This window comes from Gardnerella sp. KA01000 (assembly GCF_049244035.1).
Lineage (GTDB): Bacteria > Actinomycetota > Actinomycetes > Actinomycetales > Bifidobacteriaceae > Bifidobacterium > Bifidobacterium leopoldii.
In genome coordinates this window covers 956,524-969,276 of record NZ_CP058367.1, presented here as the reverse complement: position 1 = coordinate 969,276, position 12,753 = coordinate 956,524, and the positions used below count along the sequence as shown (strand labels likewise).

The following is a 12,753-nucleotide window of genomic DNA, read 5'->3' as shown; positions in this document are numbered from 1 at the left end:
TTAGTTAAAGTTTGAGAAGGGGTAGTTATGCCTAATGGAATTGCGGTGAAGCTAAAAAAATTTATTGCATTAGCACTTTCGCTGTTTCTTTTTATGCCATTATGTTCAGGATGCTCAAATCAAAATGGCGCAAATACAGAAGCTGTTAATAGTGCAAAAAAAGTTAATGTTATTAATGCAAAAGTAGCAGCTTTATATAAAAAAGTTTTAGCAAACGCTGATAAATATAACCTTAATGAAGCTGATTCAGAAATTGATACTAGCAAAAGTAAGTATTCTTACGCGTTAGTCAATATGAGCGATAGGGATATTCCGGAGCTTATTCTTCGGAAAAATTATAAATATGTGTCATGTTCGAAGGTTTTTGCTGCAAATAAAGATTACAGTGACGTTGTTTCTTCAAATGATTTAATTTGCGATGGCGTTGGAGACATTGGCGGTTTTAGGGCTTCGTTATCGCAATACGCAGACAGCAATTCATTAAGCTATGTTGAGTGGTCTTCTGGAACAGGGGATACTGAGGCTTACAAGGTTACTATGAATATTGCTGATAGTAATCCTCTTAAAAAAGAAAAATACTGGTCTGGAATAATCACTGATCTTCCTAAACAGAATACAAAAAATATTAATTTTGTCAGTACAGATGACACTACGCTTCTCGATAATTTGGCAAAAACTGAAGATAATACTTATAAGAAAACCGTAAGCAATAAAGGCGGCGACTCTAATTCAGAAGATAAGGATTCTAAGAAGTCTGGCGAGAATGCAAGTAAGAAAGCTGATTCTAAGAAATCCGCTAGTGGCGAATCTTTAGACAGCAAGATTAAAGCTGAAAAAGCAAGCGGAAGGCAAGTAGTTTCCGGAACTGTGAAGGTTTTGTCGTACAACCAGGTTCTTGAAGCGCAAAATATTCAAGATCCTAATCAAACTTTCATGATTCTTATTCTGGATAATAAAACCAGCGTTACTTTGCCTCACAGCGGCGATATGGGCAATCCACCTCATCCTAGCGATGCGACCATGATGGCGTTTGATGATGGTAGTCAAGCTAAACAAATCATGGAAAAGTATGTGAATAAGAAAGTTTATGTAAGTTTTATTGTAAATGATGGATTCTTCCCTTCGGACACTGGATTGCCTTTAGGTGAGCCTCATTTGTGCAATCTAAAAGTTATTGAATAGCTATTGTTCAATTAGAAATAGTTGAAGTAGCTGTGGTAGTTGCACTGGTTGCAATAGTTGCTACAAATAAAATAAAGACCCCACATTTATTTGTGGGGTCTTTTGTTATTTTGCTTTTGTTATTTTGTGAAAAACTATTAGAACGTAATTAAAATCAACAAATTCTAGAAAATAAGTTTGCTAAAAATCTGATTTTAGAAAGTAGACGCGTAGACTTCGGCAATTGCAGCTTCGTCCATATGCATATAGGAGTTCTTCAAAAGTCGCTGCTGTTCTTTAACAACGCTTGAAGCCCAGCTTTGAATCATATCCTCGCTCATGCCATACTCGTGAAGCCTATGCTTAGGAAGAATCGTGTTAAGCACTTCGTCAAGCTTGTCTAGTACGTCTGCCTTCTTGCATTCTAGAATATTTGCCATGAAGTCGAAAAGCTTAGAAAGCTCAGTGTTTTCTGCGTTATTCTCGTTAGCGTCGTGCTTAGCATAGTATCGCAAAACGCTTGTAAGAAGCGCAGCATTCGTCTCGCCGTGAGCCACGTGGAAAGTGCCGCCAAGCGGATAAGCCATAGCGTGCACGCAACCGCAGCCAGCGTTACCAAACGCAATGCCAGCGTAAAGACTTGCTGAAACCAAATCGCTTACAACTTGGCTTTTTGCGCTGCTGCCTTCCTTTACAACTCGCATATAACTTTGCAAAATAAGTCCGCAAGCCTTGTAACTAAACATTTTTGTAAGCTCTGTTGCAATAGGAGAAAGTGCGGACTCAATCGAATGTGTAAGAGCGTCAATAGAGCTGGTTGCAAAAACGTAATCCGGTAGGCTCTTTAACAATTCCGGAATAAGAACCGCGTCCGTAGCGTAGCAAGCATCGTTTGCCAAACCTTTCTTGGTATTGCGCTTAGTAAGCGAGAACACGGCAACGTTCGTAACTTCAGAACCGGTTCCGCAAGTAGTTGGCACAAGAATAAGATCAGCGCCTTTTTGTGCAGGAATCTTGCCGTCGACCAAGTCTTCAAGCGGGCTAGTTTGTTTCAACGCACAAACCTTCGAAATATCCAAAACAGTGCCGCCACCAATGCCAATCACGCGCTTTGGAGTTGTGTGAATGTCGCTAACGATTGCATCAACCATTGCATCGCTCGGCTCACCCTTGCCGTATTTCTCTTGGAAAATAACGTCGCAATCAAGATTCAAATCACCAAAATAAGGCTCCCAAATGTATTGGTTTGTAATAACCAAATCACCCTTGCCGAGCTTGAATTCTTGCGCAAAGTCGCGTGCCTGCTCGAACTTATGAATAGTTGGTTTAATAGAAAGCTGCTTCATCCTAGACTCCTTTGTTTTAATCTGCATGTCTTACGCTAATATGCGCGTCGTGTGCGCGCTTTTGTGCGCGGATGATTAAAAAACCAAGCAACTGCTCCATTATAGAACAGATTGCTTGGTTTAATAAATGCGATTTAAGCTAATAGCAGAAGCTAATCGCAGAGATTAATCATCAAAGATTACAGATATTAATCATCCCTTCAACAAAGCAGTGTAAGCAGCCATCGTAATGTAGTTGTATGGCTGGTTGAAGTGAGGCATGAAGAAGATGTCGCACAAAGCAAGTTCCTTAATCGTGACTTTCTTCTGAATAGCCAGCGAGAACAGGTGAATTGCGGCAGACATATCGTAGTTAGAAGCCAATTGGCAACCAACAATAACCTTCGTATCCTTCTTGTAAACGATGCGAATCTTCACCTCTGGATTCTCAACTTCCATAAACGCAGGCTTTTGAGTATCTTCGAAATCAACGTAATCAACATCCATGCCCTCTTTTTGAGCGGCAGTTAAGCTCAAGCCGGTGCAAACAAGCTTGTAGTCGTAGATCATCATTGCGCTAGAACCTTGCACGCCCTCGGTTTCTACAGGAGTTCCGCAAACGTTGTGACCTGCAATCAAGCCGCTTCGAACTGCGTTAGTAGCGAGCGCAATGTAGTTTACGCGGTCTCGAGCGTTGTCGTAGATTGTAGCGCAGTCGCCAATTGCGTACACGTCTGGATCGGAAGTTTGCTGCTTCTTGTCAACGAGGAAAGCGCCGTTAACATACTGCTTTAAGTGATCTTTTCCGAGCGCAACGTTTGGGTGGAAGCCAATAGCGCAAATCACCATGTCTGCATCGTAAGTGCCTTTGCTTGTTTTAACAGCCTTGACTTCAGTGTCTCCAACAATTTCTTCAACAGTTTGACCAAGTTCAAACTTAATGCCTTTATCTTCCATAATTTGCTTCAAATTATCGGAAAACTCTGGGTCAAAGTAGCCGTTAAGAATATGGTCTTCCATGTCAATAAGAGTTACGTTCTTACCAAGGCGCTTAAAAGCTTCTGCGAGTTCCACGCCAATGTAGCCTCCGCCAAGAACCACGACGTTATTAAAATCGCGCTCTTGAAGCTTAGCGATAACAGTTTGAGCGTTCTGGAAAAGCTTTACCATTTGCACGTTTTCCAAGTCAATGCCCTTAATGCGAGGCCTGTTTGGAAGGCTGCCGGTAGCAAGAACCAGCTTGTCGTAAGAATCGTGAATAACAGTGCCGTCTTTAAGTTCGACTGTTACTTCTTTCTTTGCGTAATCAATGTCGAGAACTTTACTTTCAAGATTTACCTTAGCGCCTTTTTTAACGAAATCTTCTGGCTTCTGATAGAACAGTCCGTCGCTGCTTTGAATTTGCTTGCCAATCCACAAAGCCATGCCGCAACCAAGGAAGGAAATATTACTATTCTGATCGTAAATGGTAAGATCGTTTCCTGGGTAGCTCAAAATGGTGTTAGCGCAGGCAGTGCCGGCGTGATTTGCGCCAATCTGAATGATCTTCGTCATCGGTAATCTCTTTTCGTCGTTGAATCTAGTTTTAATTTTGTTTATTTCTGTTGAATTCTGCTGAAATTAATTTAATTCAGTTAATTTAATTCCGCTAAATTCTGTTGAAATTATTGTATGTGCTTCAACTGCTTTGTTTAATTCACGCTGCGGCGCGAATGCACATCCAATGCATAATACTATTACACGAATGCGAGTCTTACCAATTTTGATTTTGTGCGTGTTGTGGGAGAGTGTTTATTCAAAACCACCACTTATGTTGAAGGTGTGGTATAAAAGTCTTATGTTTTCTAAACGCGCTATTACCATTTTTGCGACTACTGTCGTAACTGCTTTAGCGCTGGGTGCGTTGAGTGCTTGCGAGCCGCAGGGTAAAGCTGTGGGGAATACTGGTCGAGTTGGAGACATAATTCACGACGGTGTGGATATTGACGATATTCATCTACTTGTAATTGGTTCAAAATTAGCTGCGCTTGATGACGAAGTTATGAAGCATTGTAAAACGTCAAAATTGAGTGCTTCTTATGTGCCGCTATCAAATGTTGTTAATCCTAACGAAGCTGCTCAGCAAGCTATTCGCGCTGCAAGCGAGCAACCTGTTTCATTAATACTTATAGACGCGCTCGACGTAACAGGCGTTGACGACCTGCATAATGCTAATAATCAACCTAATATAAAAGAGAATAACAAGCTTAATAACAGCACTCGCAATAAACAAAACGAAAGCAAAGCATGGATTTCTGCGCTGCAATACGCGCGTTACGCTGGAGTGCCAGTTGCGTTAATAAATCCTGTAAAAGCACCAAAAGACGCAACTTTATACGCAGCTACTTTGTATTTTGATAGCGATGGAAGTGGAATTGGAAAAAATATTCATGAATCTTATTTATCAAAAAATAGCGAATCTTTAAACAATAAAAGCAAGAAATCAAAATTTGAGCGTTCGTCTTTGCTAAGCATTGTTCGAGCAATAATTGACAATACGCCACACAGCAGGGAAGTGATTATAAATGACAAGTAATAAACAAAATGCAATAGCGTCTACAGAAAACGCTAATAATAAAGCTATTGCGGCGCTTCCTAAAGTAGAAGTTGATGGATTGAGTGACGAAGAGGTTGCAGAGGCTGTTTCTCGCGGAGACGTGAATATTACTTCTAAGCAGACTTCTCGTTCTTTAATGGATATTGTGCGCGCGAACGTGTTTACATTGTTTAACGCGATTATTTTCACAGCAATGGTTGTCGTGCTTGCAACTGGTTCGTGGAAGGATGCTGTTTTTGGTGTAGTAATTCTGGTAAACACTGGAATTGGCATTGTGACTGAATTAAAAGCAAAGCGCACTTTGGATAGGCTTTCTATATTGATTGCCGCTCGCGCAATGGTGCGTAGAGGTGGAGAAAATATTGAGATTGCGCACAAAGATATTGTGCTTGGGGACGTTTTGTGGCTCAGAGCCGGCGAGCAGGTTCCAGCAGACGTAGAAGTGCTGGAATCGTGGGGATTGGAAATGGACGAGTCCATGCTCACAGGCGAATCTGCTACAGTTCGAAAAGCCCAAGGTGACGACGTTTATTCCGGATCTACTGCAGTTTCTGGAATGGCTTTAACGCGTGTTACTGCCGTAGGTGAGCACAGTTATGCTGCAAAATTGGCTGCGCAAGCGAAGGTTTATACCAAAACAATTTCCGACTTAAGTCGTGGAATTAATACGATTTTGAAGTATATGACGATGGTTGTGGTGCCTTTGTGTGTGCTGCTTGTGTGGTCGCAAATGCACAAGGTTGGCGGATTTGTTGAAGCTTGGCAGACTGGTGCTTGGAGGGGAGCTGTTGTCTCTGCTGTTGCAGGCGTTGTTGGCATGATTCCAGAAGGATTGGTTCTTCTTACTTCGCTTAATTTTGCGGTGGCTGCTATGCGACTTGCGCGTAAGCAAACGTTAGTTCAGGAGTTGGAATCTGTAGAAACTTTAGCGCGCGTAGACTGCTTGAACCTAGACAAAACTGGCACTATAACCGATGGTGGTATTGCATTCGTTGGTGTAGAAAATCTAGATAATAGTAGTGTAGAAATATCTTTACAGACCAGCTTGCAAACTAATCAAGCTTTATTTGACTTATCAAACGAAGAAAATCCTAACGCAACAGGCGTTGCAATTATGCAAGGGCTTGGCGCTCAAGGAGTCGCAGCTAGCGTGCATGTATCTAACCGTCTTCCATTCTCTTCTGCTAGAAAATGGAGCGCTGTGCAATATGTACAAAGTAGTGGAGAGCGTGCAACTTGGTATATGGGTGCTCCGGAAGTATTGCTAAGCGCGATTAATTATGCAAATACTAATGAACTTTTAGAGAAAGTTAATTCTTATGCTGAGCAAGGCGAGCGCGTGCTGCTTCTTGCAAAAGTAAGTAGCGAAAGTAGTACTGTAAGTAGGGAAAGTAGTACTGTAAGTAGCGTCGATAGTAGCAGCTTAAGTAGCGTAACAGAAACAGATAAAACTTTTGGCGATTCTCCCACTATTTGCGCAAATGCTCAGCCTGTTGCTTTAGTTCGCTGCTCTGAGCGTATTCGTGAAGACGCTCGTAAAACTCTTTCGTGGTTCCGTGAGCAGGGTGTGCGCTGCCGAGTAATTTCAGGAGATAATCCTAGAACTGTTGCGGCTGTTGCTGCAAAAGTTGGCTTAACAGGAGATCGCAAGCCTGTTGCAATGGACGCTAGAAAACTGCCAGAAGATATTAACGAATTGGCTAAAGTGCTTGAAAATGTGGATGTGCTTGGACGTGTGCTTCCTCATCAAAAGAAAGCGATTGTTCAGGCGCTTCACACTCAAGGTCATGTGGTCGCTATGACTGGTGACGGCGTGAACGATACTTTGGCTCTTAAAGAAGCTGATTTGGGCGTTGCTATGGGCAATGCTGCTCCTGCTGCAAAAGCTGTAGCCCAAGTGGTTCTTGTCGATTCACGATTCTCGCATTTGCCTGATGTTGTTGCTCGCGGTAGGCAAGTGATGGCAAATATGGAACGTGTGGCTGGCTTGTTCCTTGTAAAAACTGTTTATTCTGCGCTTATTTCTGCAGGAGTTGTGCTTCTAGCGTTACACTTCCCGTATTTGCCTCGTCACATTACTTATATTGGTTCTTTAACTATTGGTATTCCAGCATTTTTGCTCGCTCTGGCGCCTAATACTCGTCGATATATTCCAGGATTCTTGAAGCGAGTTGTTCGTTTTGCTGTTCCTAGCGGATTTGCTATAGCTGCTTCTGTGCTCGCTACTGCTGTTATAGCTCCACGAGTTTTGGGATTAAATCTTGACGATGTTGTTGCAAATAATTTGATAGCATCTCGTTTTATTGTTTCGAACGTGCAAGCTTTGGCAACCACTCGCAGTATTTGTTCCGTAATCGTATTTGTTCTTGGCATACTCGTGCTTGCAAGCGTCGCCAAGCCTTTGTGCTCGTGGAGAGGAATTATGGTTGCGCTATTTGCTGCAGCTGGAGTTGCTGGAGCTTTTATACCGTTTACTGCGAAATTCTTCGAAATTCACGTGCCGACTGCAGGAAGTGCGTTTACGGTAATGCTTATAGCTGTTGTGTTAGCTGTAATCTTATGGTTTGCGTGTGTGAGTTTAGCAAACTTGTTATCTAAACAAAGTAAGAAGTGAACAATCTAACATATTTCTCATGTAATTAGTGTGTCGACGTGAGCTTAATAATGCTTACAATAGATACGTGTTTAGTATTTTAGAGATGTTTTCAGTTGGAGTTGGTCCTAGTTCTTCACATACAGTAGGTCCTATGCGAGCTGCATGCTCGTTTGTTTCATCGCTTAAAAAAAGTGGTAGTCTTGCAAACGTTGCGCATGTAAGTGTGACTCTTTACGGATCGTTGTCTTTAACGGGTCTTGGTCATGGTACTGATCGTGCTTGCGTTGCAGGTCTTGAAGGAAATCTTCCAGATAATGTAGACACTGATCATATGCTTACTATTCGTCAGGAATGCAAAAAAACTGGCACTTTAATGCTCGCAGGTGAACATACTATTGCTTTTGATTACGATAAGGACGTAATTTTTGAAAAATGGATGCGAATGGTTGTTCATCCTAATGGAATGCGTTTTGTTGCAACTGATTCTGACGGAAATAAAATCGATGAGCAAGTTTGGTATTCAATTGGCGGCGGATTTATTCGTCAAGGGTGTGCAGATGATGCAATGGTTGGCTTGCATGAGCGTGTTACTGAGCAGGATGAAAATAATGCCAATAAGAATGGTGTAAGCGAAAGTAATAGCGAAAGTAATAACGAGAATAATAGCGAAAGTAATAACGGAAATAGTAGCGATAATGCTGCAAACTCCTCAAATCAAACAAAAGATTCCACTGTACCTTATCCTTTTACTTCATGCGACGAGCTTATAAATATTTGCCGAGAAAAGCATATGTCAATAAGCGATGTTGTGTGGCAAAACGAGCTTGCATTGCATGAAGGTGATGCCGACTACGTGCGCAACTATTTGCTGCATGTTTGGAAAGTTATGAGTAAATGTGTAGAAAACGGATGCAACTCAAAGCAACCGATTTTGCCAGGGGGTCTTGATGTGCCTCGTAGAGCTCCTCACATGTATGAGCGCTTAGCTGCAAATTCAGACATGCTTCGCAACAATCGTCGTCGTTCGGATGCTGCTTTAGAAAGTTCAGACTCTGCGTGGGTTAATCTTTTTGCGCTCGCTGTTAGTGAAGAGAATGCTGGTGGTGGGCGTATTGTTACTGCTCCAACGAATGGTTCTGCAGGAATTATTCCTGCAGTATTGCAGTATTATTGGCGATTTGTTGATTCTGCTGATGAAGAGGGGGTTGTGCGATTCTTGCTTGCTGCAGGTGCTGTTGGTTACTTATTTAAGCGAAATGCTTCAATTTCTGGAGCTGAAGTTGGTTGTCAAGGAGAGGTTGGTTCTGCTTGCTCGATGGCTGCTGCAGGATTGTGCGAAGTGTTGGGAGGAACCCCGGAACAGGTTGAAAATGCTGCAGAAATCGGTATAGAACACCATTTGGGATTAACTTGCGATCCTGTAGGCGGTTTGGTACAAATTCCTTGTATTGAGCGCAATGCTATGGCTGCAAATACTGCAATTAATGCCGTTCGAATGGCAATGCTTGGAGATGGCTCGCACATGGTAAGCCTTGACAAAGCGATTAAGACTATGAAAGAAACTGGTCATGACATGATGTCTAAATATCGCGAAACCTCAAAAGGTGGGCTAGCTGTAAACGTTGTTGAGTGCTAATTTGCTAATATTTTTGCATTAATTCGCTGATGATGTGAGATTAATTTTTGCTAAGTTATACACAATGCGTATATTTCATGTACATACGTAACGTTTCAGTGCTAATCTAGGACAGGTTAATCTAGGAAGTGTTAGTCTAAACTGCATTTATTCGAATGTGCATTTACTTAAATGTACTATTTAAAATGCACTGCTTTAGTAATGCAGGATGGTTAAAAGCTGTCTGTATAGATGTTATACTGTTCAGATTATACTGTTTGGAGTTTGTAAAGGAGGAAATATGGCACAAGATATGCCAGAAGTGATTGCAGAATTTGGCACTACGCCAACGGTGACGTTCCCTGAATCTGAACCGCCAGCAGGTCTTAAAGTTGTTGAATTAGTTGAAGGTAATGGTCCTGTAGTTCGTGCCGGTGACACTGTAACTGTGAATTATCATGGTGTGGTTTGGGGCAGCGACAAGCCATTTGATTCAAGCTTTGCTCGTCATACTCCAGCTAGTTTTGGTATTGGTGTCGGTCAAGTGATTCAGGGCTGGGATCGCACTGTTCCAGGTCATAATGTTGGATCTCGTTTGTTGATTTCTATCCCTCCAGAGTATGGTTATGGCTCTCGTGGCATACCGCAAGCCGGTATTGGTGGCGGAGACACTTTGGTATTTGTTGTTGATATTATTTCAACTCGTTGATATAAGAGCGTGAATTTTATTTGCGCGCGAATAGTTTTTATTTTTAGAGATTGTTGGATAAGGAGGTAGCAATGGCTGAAGAAAAAACTATTTTACTTACGCAGGAAGCGTATGACAAACTAAAAGAAGAGTTAGCGCATCGTGAAGGTGAGTATCGAGAAGAAATCACTGAGCGTATTGCTGCAGCTCGTGCTGAAGGTGATTTGTCTGAAAATGGTGGTTATCAGGCTGCTCGCGAGGAGCAAGGAAAGAATGAAGGTCGCATTAATGAGCTTATTGTGAAGCTTCGTAATGCGAAGATTCTTGAAGCTCCGAAGGATGGCACTGTTGGCAATGGTTCTTTGGTTACTCTTGAGCTAGCAGGTCGAGAAATGACTTATGTTCTTGGTTCTCGCGATATTGCTGTAGCTACAGATTATGACGTTATTAGCCCGGAATCTCCAATTGGAGCGGCTATTATGGGTGCTCATACTGGTGATACTGTTAGCTATGCGGCTCCAAATGGACGTGAAATTTCAGTGACAATTAAGGATTCACATCCACTTGCGTAAGTAAGTATTAATCTCCCCACCTAGTTCGTTTGTGAATAGGTGGGGAGATTTTTTTAGGGTTTGGGTTTTAAGTTTTAGGGTTTTAAGTTTCAAGTTTTGCGTTTTGCATTTTATAACTTGTTTTTTATGGTTTGCAATTTATGTTCTCTGCTGCTTTAGCTCTATGAGCTAATGACAACTTACAACTTATTGTGTTAAATTCTATTGTTTGTTCAGCAGTTATATTTGTTAGATTTTTCGCAATACTGTAACAACTTTTCCCATAATAGTTGCGTGTGATCCGTCAATAGGAGAGTACGCCGGATTATGTGGAATAAGCCATACGTGACCATGGTCATTTCTGAAAGTTTTAACAGTTGCTTCGTTATCTAGCAGTGCTGCAACAATGTCTCCATTTACAGCCTCATGCTGCTCTCTAACTACTACATAATCGCCATCGCAAATAGCGGCGTCAATCATCGAATCGCCGTGTACTTCAAGCATAAAAAGATTTCCTGTACCTGTAAGACGTTCTGGCAATCGCATTACATCTTCAATATGCTGTTCTGCTGTTATTGGAGCTCCTGCTGCGATTCTTCCCACTAGAGGGACATCTCTAGAATTTATAACAGAATCAGATTCGTATGCGCTAATATTGGCAACTCTTGAAGAATTTTTATTAATTTTGTTATTTGAATTGTTTTCAACAATTGAATTATCAAGAATTTCAATAGCGCGACCTTTATTTGCATTAATTCGCAAAATCCCTTTATCTTCAAGTGTTCGCAATTGATGTTTCACAGAAGATGGACTTCTAAGTCCAACTGCTTCTCCGATTTCGCGGAAAGAAGGAGGGAATCCATGAATTTTTATATTGTTTTGGATGGCATTGATAATATTGCGTTGGCGGTCAGTAAGTGACATTGCGTTAATATCGCTAGCATTAATGCCGTTGTTATCATTATTTGTGCCATCGTTATTCATGGTGCTCCTTTCGCTTTTACTATTTTAACGCACTTTCTTAGAAAAATCAAACATCTGTTCGACACGCCGTTGCAACTATCGAACAAATGTGTCATTATTAATACACCTGTTCGATAGAACAAATGTTCAGTCGATTAAGGAAGGAGAAAGGACAGTTATGAGTACGTCATTAATTAGAAGTGGCAGGGAAGCTAGAGTAGGCATGCAAGAAAATACTTATTTGATTCGTAAACGCTGCGTTTCTAATAAGCATGCGCGCAAAACTAGAGTTTTTCGTGTAGCTGTACTTTTGATGACAGCAATAACATTCTGTACATTGTTTATGCCAAAGACTGCTGTTTCTGCGATACCTGAAAGAGTTGTTACATATACAGTTCGTCCTGGAGATACGTTATGGAATTATGCTGCTACTATTACTCCTAAAAACGGTGATATATCAGATAATGTAGAGCGTTTAATGGCTTTAAATCATCTTTCTTCTGAAGATTTGGTAATCGGACAGTCTATTAATGTTCCATTAAATGATGCTCAATAGTTGATTGAGTGCAAATAGTATGAAATTGGGGGGAATATGAGAAGGGAAAATATTACTATATTTGAAATTGAAACTGATGAGATAAGTTTTACTGAAAATGATGATGTAATATTCAGTGTGTTTTATGGAGTATTTCGGATTATGGACAATAAAATCGTATAATATTCGGAAATATTTGAATAAAGTGAATAATATTATGTAGTTTTTCGCTATTTTTTAGTATGCTGAATATATGCATTGTCCTTTTTGTAAAAATTCTGATACGAAAGTTATAGATACTCGTATCAGCGAAGATGGTTACTCTATTCGCCGTAGACGTGAATGCCAAGTTTGTGGTAATCGATTTACTACAGTAGAAACAACTCAGTTGCTTGTAATGAAGCGTTCAGGCTCTATTGAACCTTTTGATCGAGCAAAAGTTGTTGCCGGTGTTAGCAAAGCATGTCAAGGACGCCCTATTAATGCTGAGGCATTAAAGACGATTGGTATGCGAGTAGAAGCTGATTTGCGAGCACGAGGTTTAGCGCAAGTTACATCTGAAGAAGTTGGCAAAGCTATTCTTAAGCCATTGCGTGAATTAGATGAAGTTGCATATCTTCGTTTTGCAAGTGTGTACCAAAACTTCACGGGTCTTGAAGATTTTGAACATGCCATTGAAGATTTGAAGCGCAGTAAAACAGAAGAATAATAATTTTATCGATT

Annotated in this window: 11 protein-coding genes; 8 read left to right on the top strand and 3 right to left on the bottom strand. The window is 41.1% G+C overall.

The window, feature by feature from the left end; all coding sequences use genetic code 11:
- The first annotated feature begins 27 nt into the window (after window positions 1-27).
- Complete coding sequence (locus HXT58_RS03570) at window positions 28-1,182, top strand: hypothetical protein (protein WP_421775607.1); 1,155 nt, start codon at window positions 28-30, stop codon at window positions 1,180-1,182.
- Window positions 1,183-1,376: 194 nt separating this feature from the next.
- Here HXT58_RS03570 and HXT58_RS03565 read toward each other — a convergent pair whose 3' ends face one another.
- Window positions 1,377-2,507 (bottom strand): 4-hydroxybutyrate dehydrogenase, encoded by a 1,131-nt coding sequence (locus HXT58_RS03565; protein ID WP_004107157.1) that lies wholly within the window; start codon window positions 2,505-2,507, stop codon window positions 1,377-1,379.
- Between the two features lie 192 nt (window positions 2,508-2,699).
- Window positions 2,700-4,040 carry a H2O-forming NADH oxidase gene (nox, locus tag HXT58_RS03560; RefSeq protein WP_415693763.1) on the bottom strand — a complete coding sequence of 447 codons (1,341 nt, stop codon included), beginning with the start codon at window positions 4,038-4,040 and terminating at the stop codon, window positions 2,700-2,702.
- A gap of 283 nt (window positions 4,041-4,323) precedes the next feature.
- Between nox and HXT58_RS03555 the strand changes: the two genes are divergently transcribed.
- From HXT58_RS03555 to HXT58_RS03535, 5 genes are all read left to right on the top strand, one after another.
- Window positions 4,324-5,061: a hypothetical protein gene (locus HXT58_RS03555; RefSeq protein WP_415705876.1), complete on the top strand. Its 738-nt coding sequence runs from the start codon at window positions 4,324-4,326 to the stop codon at window positions 5,059-5,061.
- Window positions 5,051-7,696 (top strand): HAD-IC family P-type ATPase, encoded by a 2,646-nt coding sequence (locus HXT58_RS03550; RefSeq protein WP_415705878.1) that lies wholly within the window; start codon window positions 5,051-5,053, stop codon window positions 7,694-7,696. The genes HXT58_RS03555 and HXT58_RS03550 overlap by 11 nt, the downstream gene beginning before the upstream one ends.
- An 85-nt stretch (window positions 7,697-7,781) precedes the next feature.
- Entirely contained in the window at window positions 7,782-9,314 is a 1,533-nt protein-coding gene (locus HXT58_RS03545) for an L-serine ammonia-lyase (RefSeq protein ID WP_415705880.1), read from the top strand.
- 280 nt (window positions 9,315-9,594) lie between these two features.
- A complete protein-coding gene (locus tag HXT58_RS03540; protein WP_004107148.1) occupies window positions 9,595-10,002 on the top strand; it encodes an FKBP-type peptidyl-prolyl cis-trans isomerase in 408 nt (135 codons plus the stop codon).
- A gap of 71 nt (window positions 10,003-10,073) precedes the next feature.
- Window positions 10,074-10,553, top strand: coding sequence for a GreA/GreB family elongation factor (locus tag HXT58_RS03535; protein ID WP_004107146.1), 480 nt, complete (start codon window positions 10,074-10,076; stop codon window positions 10,551-10,553).
- A gap of 228 nt (window positions 10,554-10,781) precedes the next feature.
- Here the strand turns inward: HXT58_RS03535 and lexA are convergent, their stop codons facing one another.
- Window positions 10,782-11,456, bottom strand: a complete 675-nt coding sequence (gene lexA / locus HXT58_RS03530) for a transcriptional repressor LexA (RefSeq protein ID WP_100066613.1) — start codon at window positions 11,454-11,456, stop codon at window positions 10,782-10,784.
- A gap of 217 nt (window positions 11,457-11,673) precedes the next feature.
- Here lexA and HXT58_RS03525 point away from each other — a divergent pair, with 217 nt between their 5' ends.
- Window positions 11,674-12,051 (top strand): LysM peptidoglycan-binding domain-containing protein, encoded by a 378-nt coding sequence (locus tag HXT58_RS03525; RefSeq protein WP_004119920.1) that lies wholly within the window; start codon window positions 11,674-11,676, stop codon window positions 12,049-12,051.
- Window positions 12,052-12,283: 232 nt separating this feature from the next.
- Complete coding sequence (nrdR, locus tag HXT58_RS03520; protein ID WP_004119918.1) at window positions 12,284-12,739, top strand: transcriptional regulator NrdR; 456 nt, start codon at window positions 12,284-12,286, stop codon at window positions 12,737-12,739.
- The last annotated feature ends 14 nt before the right edge of the window (window positions 12,740-12,753 follow it).